16 protein-coding genes and 1 tRNA gene are annotated in these 18,665 nt (G+C 60.7%); 12 read left to right on the forward strand and 5 right to left on the reverse strand.

Annotated elements, in window-relative coordinates:
• Positions 1–44: 44 nt before the first annotated feature.
• Positions 45–659: a TetR/AcrR family transcriptional regulator gene (locus tag GM655_RS04760; protein ID WP_155433436.1), complete on the forward strand. Its 615-nt coding sequence runs from the start codon at positions 45–47 to the stop codon at positions 657–659.
• Between the two features lie 84 nt (positions 660–743).
• Positions 744–820, forward strand: a tRNA-Pro gene (locus GM655_RS04765).
• Positions 821–891: 71 nt separating this feature from the next.
• Here the strand turns inward: GM655_RS04765 and ptrR are convergent.
• Positions 892–1,776, reverse strand: coding sequence for a putrescine utilization regulator PtrR (gene ptrR / locus GM655_RS04770; RefSeq protein ID WP_155433437.1), 885 nt, complete (start codon positions 1,774–1,776; stop codon positions 892–894).
• A 118-nt stretch (positions 1,777–1,894) separates the two neighbouring features.
• On the opposite strand from ptrR, the gene GM655_RS04775 reads away from it, so the two are divergent.
• A complete protein-coding gene (locus GM655_RS04775; protein ID WP_155433438.1) occupies positions 1,895–2,770 on the forward strand; it encodes a DMT family transporter in 876 nt (291 codons plus the stop codon).
• Between the two features lie 70 nt (positions 2,771–2,840).
• On the opposite strand, the gene GM655_RS04780 is transcribed toward GM655_RS04775, so the two are convergent.
• The 3 genes from GM655_RS04780 to GM655_RS04790 all read right to left on the reverse strand — a co-directional run bounded on the left by GM655_RS04780 (position 2,841) and on the right by GM655_RS04790 (position 5,915).
• Complete coding sequence (locus tag GM655_RS04780) at positions 2,841–3,248, reverse strand: hypothetical protein (RefSeq protein ID WP_155433439.1); 408 nt, start codon at positions 3,246–3,248, stop codon at positions 2,841–2,843.
• A complete protein-coding gene (locus GM655_RS22895) occupies positions 3,242–4,933 on the reverse strand; it encodes a PEPxxWA-CTERM sorting domain-containing protein (protein WP_229632369.1) in 1,692 nt (563 codons plus the stop codon). Before GM655_RS22895 ends, GM655_RS04780 begins: the two co-directional genes overlap by 7 nt.
• A gap of 370 nt (positions 4,934–5,303) precedes the next feature.
• A complete protein-coding gene (locus tag GM655_RS04790; protein WP_155433440.1) occupies positions 5,304–5,915 on the reverse strand; it encodes a YitT family protein in 612 nt (203 codons plus the stop codon).
• Between the two features lie 262 nt (positions 5,916–6,177).
• Here GM655_RS04790 and GM655_RS04795 point away from each other — a divergent pair, with 262 nt between their 5' ends.
• The 9 genes from GM655_RS04795 (at position 6,178) to GM655_RS04835 (ending at position 18,055) form a co-directional block, all read left to right on the forward strand.
• Positions 6,178–6,501 carry a TonB family protein gene (locus tag GM655_RS04795; protein WP_155433441.1) on the forward strand — a complete coding sequence of 108 codons (324 nt, stop codon included), beginning with the start codon at positions 6,178–6,180 and terminating at the stop codon, positions 6,499–6,501.
• A 175-nt stretch (positions 6,502–6,676) separates the two neighbouring features.
• Complete coding sequence (locus tag GM655_RS04800) at positions 6,677–7,048, forward strand: VOC family protein (protein ID WP_155433442.1); 372 nt, start codon at positions 6,677–6,679, stop codon at positions 7,046–7,048.
• Between the two features lie 275 nt (positions 7,049–7,323).
• Positions 7,324–8,568, forward strand: a complete 1,245-nt coding sequence (locus GM655_RS04805) for an ABC transporter substrate-binding protein (RefSeq protein ID WP_155433443.1) — start codon at positions 7,324–7,326, stop codon at positions 8,566–8,568.
• A gap of 88 nt (positions 8,569–8,656) precedes the next feature.
• The gene (locus GM655_RS04810; RefSeq protein ID WP_371866704.1) at positions 8,657–9,667 is read left to right on the forward strand and encodes a LacI family DNA-binding transcriptional regulator; all 1,011 of its coding nucleotides are present in this window, start codon (positions 8,657–8,659) and stop codon (positions 9,665–9,667) included.
• A gap of 77 nt (positions 9,668–9,744) precedes the next feature.
• Entirely contained in the window at positions 9,745–11,037 is a 1,293-nt protein-coding gene (locus GM655_RS04815; protein WP_155433444.1) for a glycoside hydrolase family 5 protein, read from the forward strand.
• A complete protein-coding gene (locus GM655_RS04820; protein ID WP_155433445.1) occupies positions 11,034–12,407 on the forward strand; it encodes a GH1 family beta-glucosidase in 1,374 nt (457 codons plus the stop codon). The genes GM655_RS04815 and GM655_RS04820 overlap by 4 nt, the downstream gene beginning before the upstream one ends.
• Before the next feature lie 24 nt (positions 12,408–12,431).
• Positions 12,432–14,972 (forward strand): glycoside hydrolase family 3 protein, encoded by a 2,541-nt coding sequence (locus tag GM655_RS04825; protein ID WP_155433446.1) that lies wholly within the window; start codon positions 12,432–12,434, stop codon positions 14,970–14,972.
• Positions 14,973–14,993: 21 nt separating this feature from the next.
• Positions 14,994–16,277, forward strand: coding sequence for a sugar MFS transporter (locus tag GM655_RS04830; protein WP_155433447.1), 1,284 nt, complete (start codon positions 14,994–14,996; stop codon positions 16,275–16,277).
• 206 nt (positions 16,278–16,483) lie between these two features.
• Positions 16,484–18,055, forward strand: a complete 1,572-nt coding sequence (locus GM655_RS04835; protein ID WP_155433448.1) for an oleate hydratase — start codon at positions 16,484–16,486, stop codon at positions 18,053–18,055.
• A gap of 133 nt (positions 18,056–18,188) precedes the next feature.
• Here the strand turns inward: GM655_RS04835 and GM655_RS04840 are convergent, their stop codons facing one another.
• A complete protein-coding gene (locus GM655_RS04840; protein WP_155433449.1) occupies positions 18,189–18,656 on the reverse strand; it encodes a cyanophycin metabolism-associated DUF1854 family protein in 468 nt (155 codons plus the stop codon).
• Positions 18,657–18,665 lie beyond the last annotated feature (9 nt).

Consider the following 18,665-nt stretch of genomic DNA (forward strand, 5'->3'; position numbering starts at 1 on the left):
CGCCTCACCTTCGCCACTCGCCAGACCATAGACTAGGAACCAGCATGAGCACAGCTCCCGTAAAACGCCGTACCGATCCCGAGCGCGCCCAGCAGCGGCGTAATCAGGTACTCGAAGCCGCGGCGCTGTGCTTTGCCCGCAGCGGCTTCCATGGCGCCAGCATGGCGGAGATCTCCAAGCAGGCCGGCATGAGTGCGGGCCATATCTACAACTACTTCGACAGCAAGGATGCCATCATCCTGGCGTTTGTGGAGCGCGAAGCGGAGCACGTGGCTGGTCTGCTGCGTGATCTCGATAGCCGTGACGATCCGCTGGAAGCCATGCTCGAAGACGCGCCCATGCACGTGGCCGAGTCGCTCGATCCGCAGCCGTGGCATATGCCGCTGGAGATGTATTCGGAAGCGTCGCGCAATCCCGTGATAGCGGCCAAGCTCAAGGAAGTCGATGAGCGCGCCCATAACCAGTTACGTGAACTGGTCCGGCGTGGTCGCGAGCAGCGCCAGCTGCCGGTGGACGATACCTTGTTGGACGGCCGGCTGAATACGCTGGTGACGTTTTTTCACGGCCTGCCCGTGCGCGGCATCCAGCGGCCGGACATGAACCGCGAGGCGCTGGTGGAAGGATTCCGCTGCGCGATGCGGGCTTTGCTACTCAGTTAAAGCTGTCCCGGATGCAAGCGACGTTGGCCGCTTGAAAGCAAACATGACAAATGCTTAAAGTGGCTGTTATAATTTAATTCTAGTCGGGGCGTAGCGCAGCCTGGTAGCGTACTTGCATGGGGTGCAAGGGGTCGGAAGTTCGAATCTTCTCGCCCCGACCAGAAGAATCAAAGACTTAGGCCAATCTATGGATTGGCCTTTTTCTTTTCCGGCCTCAGTGCCTTAATGTTGCCTAAGTAATTGCCGGAATCTGCTGATCCGGTTGCGCTGGCAGCAGCTCCAGTAAAGCCTGTAACTGCGGCGTGACGGCGTCGCGCCGCCATACCAGCCAGGTGTCTAGCCAGCGCCATGCTTCGGCCACGGGCCAGACGCTGACCTGATCGTGGCCGGGCATACTCTCCAGCATTTTGCGCGGCATCATGGCCAGCCCGCCGCCCGCGATCACGCAGGCCAGCATGCTGTGGTAGGACTCCATTTCGTAGATCTTGCCCGGCATGGCCAGTCCGGCGCGGAACCATTCCTCGAAATGCCTGCGGTAGCTGCAATGGCTGCGGAAGGCATACAGATTGCGGCCAGCCAGCTCGCTGGCACAACTGAAGGCCGGCTGCGAGCGCGGTGCGATGATCAGCATTTCTTCCCGATACACGGCGCGCCCCTCCAGTGCCGGATGCAGCAGCGGAGTATGGACGAAAGCAGCCGTGCAGTGGCCGGACAGCACTTGCTCCAGCATGAGCCCCGAAGCCCCCGTGGTGAGTTCGAGCTGGATGTGCGGGTAGCGCTGGTGGAAGGTCGCCAGCAGGGGCGGGATGCGTACGGCAGCAGTGCTTTCCATAGAACCCAGCGTCAGCGTGCCCAGCGCGGCGCCGCCGCTGACGGCTTGGCGCGCTTCGGCCACCAGCGCCAGTATGCGGCGGCTGTATTCCAGCAGGCTGTGGCCGGCTGGTGCCAGTTGCAGGCGCTGGTTGCTGCGGATAAATAGCTGCACGCCGAGTGCCTCTTCCAGCTGGCGCAAACGGGTGGTGACATTCGACGGCACACGATGCAGGCGCTGGGCGGCACCAGCCACGCTGCCGCATTCGGCGACCGCCTGAAAGATTTCCAGTTCCGAGAGTTTCATATTCTCAATTTGTGAATGGTTTATGCTTAATTATTCACTTTTTTATGGGTTTGTGCCACGCTAAGCTGTGCTCTGTTGATGGCAGCCGTCTGCCATCCGTTTGACTGGCAGGATTTCTATGGCAACAGCGTCCCACCCATCGCCCCTGATAGAACGCAGCGTGCCGTGGCTATTCGTATTTCTGTGGAGTACGGGCTATGTGGCCGTCAAAGCCTGTGTGCAGTATGCGCCGCCCTTCAAGCTGCTGCTGTGGCGTGGTGGCCTGTCGGCGCTGGTGTTTCTGGCGCTGGCGCTGGTCTGCCGCGTGCGCTTTCCTACGCCGCGCGGCATGCGCCAGGCTTTGCTGACGGGCCTGCTGATGCAGACGCTGTTTCTGGGCGGCTGTTTCTATGCCATGAGCCGTGGTCTGCCTGCCGCCGTGACGGCTCTGATCACGGGCCTGCAACCCGTGCTGACGGCACTGTATGTGAGCACGGCGCAACGGCAGCGGCTGGGCTGGCGGGCGTGGCTGGGCATAGTCGTGGGCTTTGGCGGCGTGTATCTGGTGCTGGCGCCGGGCTTGCAACCGGGCGGGCTCGATGGCTGGGCCATCATGGCGGCCTGCATCGCCTTGCTGGCCGTGACGACGGGCACGCTGTACCAGAAGCAGTTGCCGGCCGATGGCCATGTCTTTGCCAGCACGTTTTTCCAGTATGTGGCCGTCAGCGTAGTGATGGGGTTGGTCTGTGTGTTCGATCACTCCGCGCCTGTGCAATGGCAGGGCAGTTTTGTGTTTGGCCTGCTGTGGATGGTGTTCGGTGTCTCGGTGACCGCCGTGCTGTTGCTGATCTATCTGATCAAACGGGGTGAAGCGACGCGCGTCGCGACCTATTTCTATCTGGTGCCGGTGGTGACGGCCCTGCTGGGCTGGCTGCTGTTCGGTAGCAGCCTGAGCGGCACTACGCTGGCCGGCATGGTGCTGGCCGTGCTCGGCATGTTGCTGGTACTGTCCTAGCGCGCATAAAAAAGGCCGGAGTGCTCCGGCCTTTTGCGCTCTGGAGAAGCTGACGCCATTCCAGCCCAGACTACAGGCAGCGCACCAGTTTGATCTGCACGCCTTTACGCAAGGTGTAGTGCTGGGGCGCGGCTGCGCCACTGGCATGGATGGTAAGCGTCATCTGCTCGCCTTTGACGTTGCCACTGTAACGGGTGGCTGCGCCGCCACTCTCATCCGCCGGTTGCGGCCCTGGCTGATGGGTCTCGAACTTGCCGCTGGCCGTAAAACTGCCGTGGGCATCGAGCACCAGCGGCACGCCGATGCTGCCGCTGGCACAGTCCATGGCGAGGCGGGCGCCGTGCGCTTCGACCGTCAATTGCAGACGGTCGCCGCCCCAGGTGCCCAGTGCGGCGGCGCTGCTTGTTGCCGGTTCTGCAGCCATCGCCGCACCTCCCCAGTAAGCCGCCAGCACGGCGGCGCTTAGCCACTTTAGCATGGGCTGCCAGTTGCTGCGTTACGGCGGCGACGTGCCAGCACGCCCACCATGCCCAGGCCGACAAACAGCATGGCCCAGCTCGATGGTTCTGGTACCGGGCTCACATCGATCATGGCGACCCAGGTGCCCCAGCGCGATCCGCCAGTGCCGCCGGGGTGGCCGCTGGCAGGATTGTTGTACTCGCGGGCGAATTCGCCGATCAGGTAGAACTGCGAGTCATCGGTCGGATCGATCGATACCTGGCTATAGTCGCCCCAGCGCTGACGGCCACTGGCGGCCTGGCCGAACAGGCTGCCGTTGTGGTAATCGTCCACCAGGCTTTCTTTCAGCATGATGTCGCTGCTGGTCGAAATCAGGTGACCGGTGGCATCAGTGCTGAAGGTGTGGGCCATGAAGGCGATCTTGCCATCCGCAGCATTGAGACCGGAGCGATTGAAACCGACCACCACCTGGCCGCTGCTGTTGACGGCGATCGACCCCATGTAATAGTCATGGCCGGCCGAGCCGATGTCGCCTTGATCGATGATGGCATTGGTGGCGGCATCGACGACGGTGTAGCGTACCCGTGCCTCGTCCAGCCCATCGCTGGTGGTGTTGACCGTGTTGACCATGTAGATGCGGCCACCGACTTCATACACGCTGCTGCTGATACGCTCGTCGCCCGTATCGACCACGCGCCGGTTGGCCGGCAGTGCGACCGACGGTTGACGTGCCGCCCCTGCGGTAGTGAAAGCGGCCATGCCGATTTGCTCGGAAGCGCTGACGGTGGCGCCCGTAGCCGAACTCGAGCTTAGGCCGTTGATGGTGTAGCTGATGTTGTCATAGTTGTAGATCGAGGCGCCAAATACGTGGCCGGTCGAGCTTGCCGAATTGCTGTTGACGCCCTGCGGAGCAAAGCCTCGGTCGAGGCCGCTTCCATTATATGGCGTGACGATCTGCTGCATATTGGTGGTCGAGGGTCCGCTGGCACCAAACAGGCTGTCGATAGGGATCACGTTCATGGTGGTGCCGCGGAAGCTATTGGCGCCGCCATTGGTCGCGGGAGCGAAGTTGTTGGTGCCGATGTAGACGGCATTGCGGTCCAGCGCCAGGGTAGGATAGTCGGCCGTGGCGCCGAAGCCGAGGCCGGCATAGCCTTCGAACTTGGTGGATTTCCAGCTGCCCAGCGCGTTCGAGGTGTCCGAAACGGCGATCTGCAAGTCCTTGGTATTGGCGCCGAAGGCGACGGCGATCCAGCGGTCGGCCGTAGCGTTGTACATGATGCGGGTATCGCCATTGGTGCCGGTCTGGCCCGCGTTGGCCCAGAAGGTCACGTCCGACATCAGCGCCGTGCGGTTGCCCGTGGTTTTGTCGAACACGGCATAGGCGCCGTTGGTGGTGGACATATATTGGGTTTTGCCCACTGCGCCCATGGTGTCGGGCGGGATGAAGTTGCGGCCGAAGGAAGCGCCGTCATACTGGCTGATCCCTTCAAAACCGAGCCGGTAAGGTCCGGTAGCATTCACCACGACCGAGGAAGCCCCGTTGGTGTCGAGTGAGAGATCACCCGGGATGGTCACCATTTTAGGCTTCTTGAACTCAAAGTAGGGTTTCATCACCTGATCGGCCTGGGCGGCACTTGCAAACACGGCCAGGATGGCGGCGGCCACGACATGGCGCCGAATGGAGCTGGAGTACAGTTTCATTTTATAGTTCCCTGTTCTTAGCTGAAGTGGTTAGGCTGCTGTGCCTTACCCTGCCGCGCGTAGGGGATCCCCTGAAGTCCCTGCTTTTTATTTGCGACCGTGATCGAGCTCAGCAGGAGCCCAGTATGGGTAGGTGTGAATATCAAGTCAACAACACAAATGTCAAATTGATAGTTTGGTTGTAAAAGTGCAAATTTGCGTTTGATAATTTTCTAAGTTATTGATTTTGCTAATGTTGTTGCCGTGCATTTCAGTTTTGGGCAGGCAATGGCAGAGCGCTTTTTGGCGCTAACAGAGGCAGGGGGAATGGCAGGGGGGATGCAGTCAGGACAGGCCCGACTGCATGGTGTGAGCGCTACAGCTCAGGAGTTCAGGCAGCGCCGTAGCGGCCCGGCACGTGGTTGATGGCCAGCGTGAGGTTGAGTACGGCAGCGCCCAGCAGAGAGATGGCGATGCGGTCGACAGGAACGATGGCCAGCGACAGCAGCACAATGGCGCCATCGATGGTCAGCTGCATATAGCCGGCGCGCCAGCCCAGGCGTTCCTGCAGGAACAGCACCAGCACATTCACGCCGCCCAGACTGGCGCGATGGCGGAACAGGATCAGCAAGCCGACGCCGGCCAGCAGGCCGCCCATCACGGCCGAATAGAACGGGTTCACATCGCCGATCTTGAACACCAGCGGCAGCAGTTCCGACCATGCGCTGAGCAGGCCTACCGAGAGGAAAGTCTTGAGCGTGAATACGCGCCCCATCTTCTTGTAGGCGAGGATGTAGAACGGCAGGTTGACCAGAAAGAACAGCTTGCCGAAGGACACGCCCGTGAAGTACTTGAGCAGGATGGCGATGCCTACCGTGCCACCGGTAATCAGGTTGGCCGTGCCGAGCAGGTTCACGCCCAGCGAAATGAGCAGGGTGCCGGTGACGAGCGCCTGAGCGTCGTCGAACAGGGAATGTTGGCTGACAGGAAGCGTAGATTGCATAGTGGCGCGATCATATAAGCGATAGGCCGTCCGGCGCATTGACTTAAATCAAGAAAAGCGCTGAGTTTTCTTGATCGAAAACAGAACTTTCTGACAAGGTTGCTGTTGATTTCCATCAATTTTTTGCAGGAAAGCAACAGTGTTACATGCCAATATCGACTTTGCGCAAACGCAGGCGTACGATCAAAGCGTTACAGCAGCGGGGATCCCGTGGCTGTTACTGCTAGATTTCATTCTATTCATTTCACAAAAAGGAAGCCTCATGAAACGTTTCGCCATTGCTGCAATCAGTCTGCTGTCGGTCACGCTGCCCGCGTTTGCCGCCGATAAAATGGCTACTCTGGATCCTAAGGTCCCATGCTCGATCGAGTATCCGAAAGCCTCGCTGATGAATGAAGAAAAAGGCACCGTGGTTCTGGGCCTGAAACTGTCGCCAGAAGGCAAAGTGCTGGAATCGAAAGTGAATAAGTCGAGCGGCTTCAAGAATCTGGACAAAGCTGCTGAGAAAAGTATCACCAAGTGCAAATTCGTTTCGCCAGGTGGCGATCAGTGGCAGACGCTGGAATACGTCTGGAAACTGGACTAATCTGCTGAAAGCGGATTGAGCCGGACTGGGATCCGGACCAGCAAGGCGGCCTGCATGGCCGCCTTTGTTTTTTCTGCGCGCCCATCAGCCACACTCCTGACAAAAACTGTCACAGCGTTTTCTTACCATATGCACAAGCAACACCGCGGTGGTGTGCATCTGATGGAGTAAGAAAATGTTTAGCCCTGATTACGTACTGTTGTATGTGGAAGACCCGATTGCCAGCGCCGCCTTCTATGCGGGCCTGCTGGGTCAGCAGCCGGTCGATACGGCGCCCACCTTCTCGCTGTTCATGCTGGAAAATGGCCTGAAGTTCGGACTGTGGGCCCGTTCGTCCGTCCAGCCCGTGGCACTTGGCGCCGGCGGCGGGGGCGAGCTGTGCATCCATGTGGCCGACCGCGCCGCTGTCGATCGCCTGCATGGCCAGTGGGCCGAGCAGGGCGTGGCCATCGCCCAGCGTCCCGTGGCGCTGGACTTCGGCTACACCTTCGTGGCGCTGGACCGTGATGGTCACCGCCTGCGCGTGTTCGTGCGCGAAGGCGACTGACCCACTTCATAGCGCGCGCAGGCCGCTTGCGGCGCGCGCGCGAATTCTCGAATTCCCGAATTCCGGTTGACACTCAAATTCTAGCGGTGCTATAGTCGGCGGCATGAATTGGTAACGTTTCCAATTCCGTTCGATGTACCCCTAGTCTCTTCGCACGAAGTTACCGGCGCTGTGGACGGCGCCGGTTTTTTTTGCATGAACAGGGCAGGCATCGTAGTATCGCGTTTTACCCCGAATGAGCAATGCTGGCGCCGACCGGCATGCAAGGAGACCGGATGACCAAATACCGTATGGGCGGCGTCGCTGCGGCGGCGCTGGCCGCGTGGACGCTGGCTGCAGGCGCGCAAGCGGCCGGGCCGAAAGCCGAAGTAATGCACTGGTGGACCTCGAGCAGCGAGTCTGCCGCCGTGCGCAAATTTGCCGATGCCTACCGCGCTGCCGGTGGCGTGTGGGTCGATACCGCGATTGCCGGTGCCGATCAGGCCAAGGCCGTGGCGATCAACCGCATCGTCGGCGGCAATCCGCCCACTGCGGCGCAATTCAATACCACCAAACAGTTCAGCGACCTGATCGACCAGGGCTCGCTCAACAATGTCGACGATGTGGCTGTGCGCGACAAGTGGGACCAACTGCTGCCCGGCCCCATGCTCGATGTGATCAAGGTGAAGGGCCATTACTACGCGCTGCCTGTCAACATCCATATGTCGACCTGGATCTGGTATTCCAAGGCCGCGTTCAAGAAGGCCGGCATTAACAAGGAACCGGCCACGCCGGACGAACTGTTTGCCGCACTCGATAAACTCAAGGCCGCAGGGCTGATTGGTCTGGCCCACGGCGGTCAGGCCTGGCAGGAGAACATCCTGTTCCAGGCCATGCTGGCCAATGTCGGCGGCAAGGAGCTGTATCTGCAGGTGCTGCGTGACCGCAATCCGAAAGCGCTGAATTCGGAAGCCTTCAAGCAGGTGCTGGTGGCGTTCAAACGTCTGCAAAGCTATGTCGATGCCGGTTCGCCTAACCGTAACTGGAACGATGCCACGGCCATGCTAATTAGCGGTAAGGCCGGCGTGCAGATCATGGGCGACTGGGCCAAGGGCGAGTTCTCGGCAGCGCGCCAGAGCGCCGGCAAGGACTTCGGCTGTATCGCCGGTCTGGGCCCGCAAGTGCCGTATCTGATACAGGGCGATGCCTTCGTGTTCCCGAAAACGGCGAATGCCGATGCCGTGAAAGCGCAAAAGCTGCTGGCCACCACGCTGCTGGCGCCAGCCGCCCAACTGGAATTCAGCAAGCTGAAAGGTTCGCTGCCGGTGCGCAGCGATATCGATGTGTCGACTATGGATGCATGTGCGCAGGCCGGCATGGCTGCCATGAAGGACAAGGCGCGCCAGGTCGGCATGATAGAGGTGTACATCACGCCCGACCAGAATGGCGCGCTGCAGGATGTGCTGACGGCGTTTTGGAACACCCGCATGCCGGTGGAGAAAGCCCAGAAGAGCATCGCTGCGGCGCTGCTGCAGGACTAGGTGGGCAGGGCCGATCATGACAGCTTGTCATGGCGGCAGGCCATGCGGTATGCTTGCCGCCGCATAGATAGAACGGACAGGGGAACGCGTGGCAACCATTAAAGACGTAGCCCGCCTGGCGGGAGTAGGGCTGGGCACGGCGTCGCGGGTGATCAGCGGTAAAGGCTCGGTGTCGCCGGCCACGCTGGAAAAAGTACGCAAGGCCATAGAGGAGCTGGATTTCCGCCCCTCGCACGCTGCGCGTACTCTGCTGTCCGGTAATTCGCAGATGATAGGCGTGTACATTCCGTATCTGAGCGGGACCTTCTACACGCCCATCCTGCAATCTATCTACACGGCGCTGCGCGCGGCCGGGCTGAATATGGTGGTGGCGTTCGGCGTGGGCGAAGGCGATGCGCGCCAGCAGGCCATCGAAGGGATGAACTTCCTGATTGAACGCGGTAGTGATGGTCTGATCGTGATGACCAACTCGCTCGAAGAGGAAGACTTTGCGGCACTGGGGCCGTATCAGGCGCGCGTGGTGGTGATTAACCACGAATTCGCCAGCATCGCCGAACAGTGCTTTACGGTCGACCATGAAGCTGGTGGCCGGCTGGCCGCGCAGACGCTGCTGGCGCAGCAGCACCGCAAGATTGCCGTGATCGCCGGCCGTGCCAGCGCCGCCGACAATCAAGCGCGCATCGCCGGTTTCATGGCAGAGCTGGAAGCGGCAGGCATCGCTCCCGCTTCCGTGTGGATGGCAGACGGCGAGTTTTCGCCCGAAGGCGGCTGGGCCTGTGCCGAGCGCCTGCTCAAGTCGGGCTATGAATTTACCGCGCTGTTCTGCGCCAATGATGAAATGGCGGTAGGCGCGCTGTCCTGCTTCCAGCAGGCTGGCGTGGCCGTGCCGCAGCAGGTGTCGGTGCTCGGTTACGACGATACGCATAGTGCGGAATTCACTGCGCCGCGCCTGACCAGCGTGCACATACCGTGGAGTGAAATGACGCTGAACGGACTGAATTTTCTGCTCAACCGCTGCTATGATATGCAGCGGCCGGTGGAACGGCAGTACCGTTTGCATGTAGCCGAGCGGGCTTCGCTGGCTGCAGCGCAGAAGTAACAGACAGGGGTAAGGGCAGGCTGGTTTGCCCTTTTTTTGCAGTGCTATTGGAAACGATTCCAAATTCAGGAGTGGCCATGTTTACCAAGCGTTTGCTGTGCGCCGTCAGCCTGCTGGCGGCACTGCTGCCGGCGGCACCTGCGTGGGCCCAGCCGCTGTCCATACTGCATACGCAGGGCGGGCGCTGGCTCGATGCCGCGGGCCAGCCGGTGGCACTGCGCGGTATTAACTTCGGCAACTACCTGATGCAGGAATTCTGGATGATGGGGCAGGGCAGCGCCGGCATCGATGACCAGTGCAAGCTGGAAGCCGTACTGGATCGCCGCTTCGGCTATGCCGAGCGCGAACGCCTGTACCGCCTGTTCCGCGACCACTGGATCACTGAGCGCGACTGGAATCTGCTGCCGCAGCTAAAACTTAATCTGGTGCGCCTGCCGTTTATCTACAGTGTAGTGGAAGATGAAAAGCAGCCTTACCAGCTACGCGCTGACGCGTGGCACTATCTGGATCAGGCCATCGACCAGGCCGAGCAGCGCGGCATCTATGTGGTGCTGGATCTGCATGGCGCCGTCGGCAGCCAGGGCTGGGAACATCACAGCGGCTGCGCAGGAAAAAATCTCTATTGGAGCACGCCCGAATACCAGCAGCGCACGATCTGGCTGTGGCAGCAGATCGCCGCGCGCTACAAGGACCGCGCCGCTGTAGCTGGCTACAGCATCCTTAACGAACCATGGGGTACGACGCCGGAACATCTGGCCACGGTGATGGACACGCTGTATCAGGCCATCCGCGCGGTCGACCCGAATCACGTGATCATCCTGCCCGGCCATAACCTTGGCTTTGACGCCTACGGCAAACCGGCCGAACATGGCCAGCAAAATGTGGCCATCGAAATGCATCCTTATCCCGGCCACTTCGGCTGGGGCAAGCCGGGCCTGACGGTACACCGCGACTGGCTGGAATGCGGCAGCGACGGCAACAGCGGCGTGTGCGAATGGCAGCGCAAGCTGGCCGAACGCGATGCGGCCTTTTTTGTAGGCGAGTTCCAGCCATGGGCCTTCATGGGGCCGGAGCTGGGCGGCCAGATCATGCGCGTCAGCTACGACGCTTACACGGCACAAGGCTGGGCCGCCACGGCGTGGGCCTACAAAGTCGTCAGCAATCAGGGCGGGCAGGGCAACGGTAGCTGGGGACTGGTGACCAACGCGCGCGGCGCAAAGATTCCATCCATCGATTTCAATACTGCCACGCTGGCCGAGATCGAAAACCTGTTCCGCCAGTTTGGCAGCGTGCCGTATGAAGTCATCGCCGGTGCGCAGCAATGGATGAATGCTCCCGTACCGCCCACACCGTTCAACAAGAAAAAATGAAGACACCGATATTTAAAGACCTGCCCATGGCGATCCGGCGCGCCGACTTTGCGGACGATTTCGTCTGGGGCGTCTCCACTTCGTCCTACCAGATCGAAGGCGCTGCCACGCTGGATGGCCGCGTGCCGTCGATCTGGGATAGCTTCAGTGCCACGCCGGGCAAGGTGCGCGATGGCAGCACAGGTGCCGTGGCCTGCGATCATTATCATCGCTGGGAGCAGGATCTGGATCTGGCGCAGTCCATGGGGCTGACGGCCTACCGCTTTTCGATTGCATGGCCGCGTATCTTCAACGGTAGCGATGCCACGCCCAACGCCAAGGGGCTGGAGTTTTATTCGAAGCTGGTAGATGGCATGCTGGCGCGCGGCCTGCAGCCGTGGTGCACGCTGTACCACTGGGATCTGCCGCAGACGTTGCAGGATCAGGGCGGCTGGGCCAGCCGCGCCACGATAGACGCCTTCCTGCAGTATGTGGATGTGGTGACGCGCCATCTGGGCGACCGGGTGCGCCACTGGATTACCCACAACGAACCGTGGTGCACCGCCATGCACGGCAACTGGGATGGCATGCATGCGCCGGGCCACCGCAGCCTGCCGCTGGCCCTGCAGGTGTGTCATCACGTGATGGTGTCGCATGGCCGCGCCGTGGCGCTGATCCGTTCCAACGTGGCGGATGCGCAGGTGGGGATTGCTCTGAGCCTGCACCCGGTCCATGCTGCTAGCAGCAGCGCGGAAGATCAGGCAGCCGTGCAGCGCCACGACGGGCTGCGCAACCGCTGGTTCCTCGATCCGCTGTATGGCCGCGGCTATCCGGCGCAGGTGCTGGAACTGGTGGGGGAGGATGCGCCGCACGTCGAGGCGGGCGATATGGAAGCCATCGCCGCGCCGCTGGATTTCCTCGGCGTGAACTACTACTTCCCCGAAGTGGTACGCGATGCGCCGGAACAGTATCCGCTGCGTAGCACCATCGTCCATCCGCAAGGGCGCGAACGTACGGCCTTCGGCTGGGAAGTGGCGCCGCAGGGCATGGTGGAACTGCTGGCCCGCATAGCGCGCGACTATCCTGCCGGCCCGCTCTACATCACGGAAAACGGTTCGACCTATGAAGACCGGGTCGAAGCCGACGGCAGCATCAACGACGTGCAGCGGCGCGATTATCTGATCCGCCATCTGGCGGCCATGCGTACTGCCATTGCATCAGGTGCTAATATCCGCGGCTATTTCGCATGGAGCTTGCTGGATAATTTTGAATGGGCAGAAGGCTATTTGCGGCGCTTCGGCCTGACCTATATCGACTACGCCACGCAAGAGCGCACGCTCAAGCATAGCGGCCACTGGTACAGCGCTTTTCTGCACGGCGCGCACAACTAAATCACACAAGGGGACAGCAAAACCATGAACACCACTCCACACAATTACCTGATGCGCCGCGCCGTACTGGCCGCCACGCTGGCTTTGAGCGCCGGCGCTGTTACCGCTACCGCGACTGCGGCACCGAGTACGCCGCTCAAGGACTGGCCGCACATTACCAGTGCCGTCAAGCAGGACAAGGCGATGGAAGCACGCATTGCGCAGATCGTGGCCGGCATGACGCTGGCGCAGAAAGTGGGCCAGATCACCCAGCCGGAAATCAAGTTCATCACGCCCGAACAGGTGCGCGAGTACTACATCGGTTCCGTACTGAATGGTGGCGGTAGCTGGCCGCAAGGGAACAAATATGCGACGGCAGCGGACTGGGTGAAGCTGGCCGACGCCTATTACGACGCTTCCATGAGCACCGATATGAAGGTGCAGGTGCCGGTAATCTGGGGCATAGACGCCATGCACGGCAATAGCAATATGTATGGCGCCACGCTGTTTCCGCACAACATAGGCCTCGGCGCTGCGCGCGACAAAAAGCTGGTCGGCGCGATGGCGCAGGCCGTGGCCAAAGCCGTGCGCGCCACCGGTATCGACTGGGTGTTTGCGCCGACGCTGGCCGTGGTGCGTGATGATCGCTGGGGCCGTACCTACGAAAGCTTCTCGGAAGATCCGGCCATCGTCAAAGACTATGCGGCAGCCTATGTGCAGGGCCTGCAGGGCGATCTGAAAGCCGACAACACGGTGGTAGCCACGGCCAAGCATTTCGTGGGCGATGGCGGTACGGCAGAAGGCAAGGACCGTGGCGTCAACCGTTCCAGCAAGGCGGACATGATCAACATCCATGCGCAGGGCTACTACCCGGCGCTGCAGGCCGGCGTGCAGACGGTGATGGCTTCCTTCAATAGCTGGAACGATGTGGATGGTGGCGTTGACTATGGCAAGATGCACGGCAGTAAAGCCCTGCTGACGGATGCGCTGAAAACCAAAATGGGCTTTGATGGTCTGATCGTCAGCGACTGGAATGCCATCGATGAAGTGCCGGGCTGCACGGTCGATAGCTGCCCCGCTTCGATCAATGCCGGTGTCGACATGGTGATGGTGCCCGAGCACTGGAAAACCTTTATCGCCAATACCATCGCACAGGTGGAAAAGGGCCAGATTCCGATGTCGCGCATCGATGATGCCGTGACTCGCATCTTGCGCGTGAAACTGCGCACCGGTCTGTTCGATGGCAAGAAGCCTTCGCAGAATGCCTATGCCGGCAAGCAGGAAGCACTGCAGGCGCGCGCGCTGGCGCGTCAGGCGGTGCGTGAATCGCTGGTACTGCTGAAGAATAACGGCGGCGTGCTGCCACTGGCACGTGGCAAAAAGGTACTGGTGGTCGGCAAGAGTGCCGACAATCTGGCCAACCAGTCGGGTGGCTGGTCGCTGACGTGGCAGGGCACGGATAACAAGAACTCCGATTATGCCGTCAGTGACAGCATCCTTGCCGGCATACAGGATGCCGTAGGCAAGGCCAACGTCACCTTCAGCGAAAACGCGGCCGGTGTCGATGTGGCGCAGTTCGATGCCGTGATTGCCGTGATCGGCGAGACGCCGTATGCGGAAGGCGATGGCGATATCGGCCCGTCCGGTACGTTGCGCCTGTCCGGCCGTCATCCGGAAGATCTGGCTGTGCTGCAGGCCGTTGCAGGCAAGGGCAAACCGGTGGTGACGGTACTGATGTCGGGCCGCCCGATGTATGTGAACGACCTGCTGAATCTGTCGGACAGCTTTGTGGCCGCATGGCTGCCCGGCACCGAAGGCAAGGGCGTGGCCGATGTGCTGTTCCGCAAAGCCGATGGCAAGGTCAATGCGGACTTCCGCGGCAAGCTGTCGTTCTCGTGGCCGAAGTCGGCCTGCCAGTCGCCCTTGAACGTGGGCGATGCCAAGTACGATCCGCTGTTCAAATTCGGCTATGGCCTGAACTACCAGAGCAAGGCCAGCGTGCCCCAGCTCGATACCAGCTATCCGGCTGGCGGCTGCGGCAAGACTACGGCCATGCCGATCTACGCACCGGCTGACCGTTCTACCTATGCGCTGTATGTGAGCAGCGCAGGCCAGCGCGTGGCGCTCGGTGCGGACCTGAACGCCGTGTTCAAGCTGCCGACCGTAAAAGTGGAAACAGCACAGGTGAATACCCAGCAAGATGCCAAGCGCCTGACCTGGAGCGGCCCTGCCAAACTGGAAGCGCAGGCTGCCAAAGCCGCGCCGCTGCCAGCTTACGCCAGTCAGGATGCGGCGCTGCAGTTCGATGTGATCGTGGCCGCTGCACCGCAAGGCAAGGTGGCGGTGGGAGTAGACGGCACCGAGCTCGATGCCAGCGCGATCTTCCAGCGTCTGGCCGGCAAGGAAAAGCAGACGGTGAAAATGCCGCTGGCCTGCTTCAGCGCCCGTGGTGCGGCATTGTCGGCCATTAGCGTGCCGTTCAGCGTGGCGGCCGATGCAGTCTTTAGCGCCAGCTTCGCCAATGTGCAGATCGTCGGCGGCGCAGCCAAGGATGCCGATGCGCTCAAGTGCAGCGACTTCAAATAATCAGACGGAGACTACAGAATCATGGAACACCATTCCTCTAGCATGCCGCTGCGCGGCGAGATGGCGCAGGGAGCCAGCAATACCGGCCCGCTCGTCATCGTCACCATCCTGTTCTTCATGTGGGGCCTGCTCACGTCGCTCAACGATGTGCTGATCCCGCACCTGAAAGCCGTCTACACGCTCAGCTATGTGCAGGCCATGCTGGTGCAGTTCTGCTTCTTTGGCGCCTACTTCATCGTCTCGATACCGGCCGGTATGCTGATCAAGAAGATAGGCTATCAGCACGGTGCGGTCGCGGGGCTGACCATCGCGGCTGCCGGTTGCGCGCTGTTCTATCCGGCCGCCACCAGCGGCTACACGCTGTTCCTGATCGCCTTCTTCGTGCTGGCTGGTGGCATCACCATCCTGCAGGTGGCGGCCAATCCTTATGTGACGGTGCTGGGCGACCCGCAGACGGCGTCGAGCCGTTTGACGCTGACGCAGGCCTTCAACTCGCTGGGCACCACTGTGGCGCCTACGCTGGGCGGCATGCTGATACTGGCGGGCGGCGTACTGAGTGCGGAAGATCTGGCCAAACAGAGCAGCGAACAGCTGGCGGCCTACCATGCGTCGCAGGCTGCTGCCGTACAGGGGCCGTATCTGGCGCTGGCGGCTGCCTTGCTGTTGCTGGCCGTGCTGTTTGCCATGGCCCGTCTGCCCAAGATCGTCGATGGTGAACAGGCCAGCACGGGCGGCTGGTCGCAAGTACTGCAGCAGCGCCATCTGGTGCTGGGTGCAATTGCCATCTTCCTCTACGTGGGCGGTGAAGTCAGCATCGGCAGCTTCCTGATCAACTTCCTCGGCGATGCCAAGGTGGCGGGCCTGTCCGCCGCCGATGCTGCGCCTTTCGTCAGCTACTACTGGGGCGGTGCCATGGTGGGCCGTTTCATCGGCTTTGCCGCCATGCGTTACATCAGCCCCGGCAAGGCGCTGGCCTTCAATGCAGCGGCCGTGATTGCGCTGGTCCTGCTGGGCATATTCGGCAGCGGCCATGTGGCCATGTGGGCCATGCTGGCCGTGGGCCTGTTCAACTCCATCATGTTCCCGACCATCTTCTCGATGGCGCTGAACAAACTGGGCCCGCTGACGGGGCAGGGTTCCGGCCTGCTGTGCATGGCCATCGTCGGCGGTGCGCTGGTGCCGTTTGCACAGGGTCTGCTGGCCGATAGCATCAGTCTGCAGACTTCCTTCTTGGTACCGGCAGCCTGCTACACCTTCATCCTGTATTTCGGCCTGAAGTACGCGAATATGTACACGGAAGAGTAACGACGGCTCTGGTGTGGCCCGAACGGGGGCAGGTACGCGCGAGCGGCCAGCCCCCGTTTTCTTTTTGCGGTGGCCTCTATTGTTTTGATTTTTTGATCTGGCGCATGGAAACCGTGCTTTAGAGTGCGGCCTCCCATTTTTGTTTTGTGCAGCGCACTATCATGGCACTCTATTCCATGAATTTCTATGTAAAAGAGGGCAGTGACATGAGTGATTCCATCAAAGCATATCTGGTCGGCGGCGGTATCGGTAACCTCGCCGCAGCAGCCTTTATGATCCGCGACGCCGGTGTGGCGGGCAGCGATATCACCATCTTCGAAGCCTCGCCATTATCGGGCGGCAGTCTGGATGGCGGCGGCAATGCGGAAACCGGCTACACCTTGCGCGGCGGCCGCATGCTCACCACCGATAACTACGAATGCACCTGGGATCTGTTCAAGAGCATCCCTTCGCTGGAACACGTGGGCAAGACCGTGTACGACGAAACCATCGCTTTCAACGAGATGCACAAATCGCACTCGAAAGCCCGACTGGTGGATCGCAACCGCTTCCGCCTGAATGTGTCGTCGATGGGCTTCAATATGCACGAACGCGCCGAGCTGATGGCGCTGGCCGAAGCGGACGAAGAAAAGCTGGGCAATACCGCAATTACGGACTGGCTCTCGCCAGAATTTTTCGATACCAAATTCTGGTATATGTGGGCCACTACTTTCGCTTTCCAGCCATGGCATAGCGCGGTGGAATTCAAGCGCTATCTGCATCGCTTCATGATGGAGTTCTCGCGCATCGAAACGCTGGCCGGTGTGAAACGCACTGTGTACAACCAGTACGATTCGCTGGTGCGTCCGCTGCAGCAATGGCTGCAGGAGCAGGGCGTGCGTGTGGTCCACAACTGCAAGGTGGAAGACATCGAACTGGATGAAGATGGCGGCAACACCATCGTCGAGCGCCTGCGCTGCAGCCGTGATGGCGTGGCTGAAACCATCGAAGTACGCCCGCAGGATCTGGTGTTCTTCCAGAACGGTTCGATGACCGACGCATCGAGCTTCGGCAGCATGCACAGCGCTCCGCCGAAATTCGACAAGCGTGACAGTCAGGGCTGGGCACTGTGGGAGAAACTGGCAGTGGATCGACCCCAGTTCGGCAACCCTGCTGCGTTCAATACCAGTATCCCAGAGTCGTGGTGGGAGTCGTTTACGGTAACGCTGAAAGACCCGGCCTTCTTCGACAAGATGGAACAGTTCACCGGCAATACCGATGGTACGGGCGGGCTGGTCACGTTCAAGGATTCCAACTGGCTGATGTCGGTTGTACTCGCGCACCAGCCGCACTTTGCCGGCCAGCCGGAAGGCGTGCAGGTATTCTGGGGCTATGCCCTGCATCCTGACCGCGTCGGTAACTTCGTCGCCAAGCCTATGGCCGATTGCACGGGCGAAGAAATCCTGCGCGAGCTGTGCGGCCACCTGAACTTCGATATGCAGATCATGGAAAAGGCTAACTGCATCCCTTGCCGTATGCCTTACATCACCAGTATGTTCATGCCGCGCTTCAAGAGCGACCGTCCGCTGCCCGTGCCAACCAACTCGCGCAATCTGGCCTTCGTTAGCCAGTTTGTCGAGATACCGGAAGATGTGGTGTTCACCGTGGAGTACTCGGTACGTGCGGCGCAGATGGCCGTGTATGAACTGCTGAACGTGAAACGCACCGTGCCACCAGTGAGCCACTACGACAAGTCGCTGAAAGTGAAACTGGAAACGCTGGTCAAAGCCTTCCGCTAGCCAAAAAAAACGGGGTCAGGTCGGGCAAACGGCAGGGGTCAGGTCGGGCAATGGTGCGTTTCTTGAGAAAAGTTAAAGAATGCACCAACGCCCGACCTGACCCCTGCACTTTGCCCGACCTGACCCCGCCTGATTAGAGGAAGCGGTCGAGGATTTTTTTGCTGTGCTTGTCCAGTTCGCGCAGGTCGCGTACGAGGAAGTGGATGCCGTGGATGTCGGAGATCAAGAGCGTATCGACGGTCAGGCGGCGGATGTCTTCTTCGCCGCGCAGCACGAACTCCGTTTCGCCGCGATCCGTCGTCACCGTCCACGTGCACGGCGTGGCATAGCTGGTGACGTTGTGGATGCGGCTAATCTCCGGCATGAATTCGCGGCCGGCCAGTTCTTCGCGCACCAGTGCGCCCGCCTGCGCATCGAGGTCTTCGATGCGGTCTATCCAGCCCACTTCCTTGCCATCCGTGTTGACCAGCGAGATGCCGTCTTCCGGCGCCTGCACCGGAAAGGCGCGCACGGGCGCTACGCCTTCATGCACATCGCCTTCCGGCGTGGTCAGTATCAGCTTGCCATAGGCGTTGCGCGTCAGTTTGAATTGTGTCGTCATGAGTCGGTT

Source organism: Pseudoduganella danionis, from assembly GCF_009720775.1.
Lineage (GTDB): Bacteria > Pseudomonadota > Gammaproteobacteria > Burkholderiales > Burkholderiaceae_D > Rugamonas > Rugamonas danionis.

Bases quoted from the DNA above. Each gene is read 5' to 3' on its own strand.
- GM655_RS04800 (WP_155433442.1), top strand. From the start codon at position 6,677: ATGTTTAGCCCTGATTACGTACTGTTGTATGTGGAAGACCCGATTGCC.
- GM655_RS04825 (WP_155433446.1), top strand. From the start codon at position 12,432: ATGAACACCACTCCACACAATTACCTGATGCGCCGCGCCGTACTGGCC.
- GM655_RS04840 (WP_155433449.1), bottom strand. From the start codon at position 18,656: ATGACGACACAATTCAAACTGACGCGCAACGCCTATGGCAAGCTGATA.
- GM655_RS04775 (WP_155433438.1), top strand. From the start codon at position 1,895: ATGGCAACAGCGTCCCACCCATCGCCCCTGATAGAACGCAGCGTGCCG.
- GM655_RS22895 (WP_229632369.1), bottom strand. From the start codon at position 4,933: ATGAAACTGTACTCCAGCTCCATTCGGCGCCATGTCGTGGCCGCCGCC.
- GM655_RS04795 (WP_155433441.1), top strand. From the start codon at position 6,178: ATGAAACGTTTCGCCATTGCTGCAATCAGTCTGCTGTCGGTCACGCTG.
- GM655_RS04820 (WP_155433445.1), top strand. From the start codon at position 11,034: ATGAAGACACCGATATTTAAAGACCTGCCCATGGCGATCCGGCGCGCC.
- GM655_RS04780 (WP_155433439.1), bottom strand. From the start codon at position 3,248: ATGCTAAAGTGGCTAAGCGCCGCCGTGCTGGCGGCTTACTGGGGAGGT.
- GM655_RS04805 (WP_155433443.1), top strand. From the start codon at position 7,324: ATGACCAAATACCGTATGGGCGGCGTCGCTGCGGCGGCGCTGGCCGCG.
- GM655_RS04830 (WP_155433447.1), top strand. From the start codon at position 14,994: ATGGAACACCATTCCTCTAGCATGCCGCTGCGCGGCGAGATGGCGCAG.
- GM655_RS04790 (WP_155433440.1), bottom strand. From the start codon at position 5,915: ATGCAATCTACGCTTCCTGTCAGCCAACATTCCCTGTTCGACGACGCT.
- GM655_RS04835 (WP_155433448.1), top strand. From the start codon at position 16,484: ATGAGTGATTCCATCAAAGCATATCTGGTCGGCGGCGGTATCGGTAAC.
- GM655_RS04815 (WP_155433444.1), top strand. From the start codon at position 9,745: ATGTTTACCAAGCGTTTGCTGTGCGCCGTCAGCCTGCTGGCGGCACTG.
- ptrR (WP_155433437.1), bottom strand. From the start codon at position 1,776: ATGAAACTCTCGGAACTGGAAATCTTTCAGGCGGTCGCCGAATGCGGC.
- GM655_RS04760 (WP_155433436.1), top strand. From the start codon at position 45: ATGAGCACAGCTCCCGTAAAACGCCGTACCGATCCCGAGCGCGCCCAG.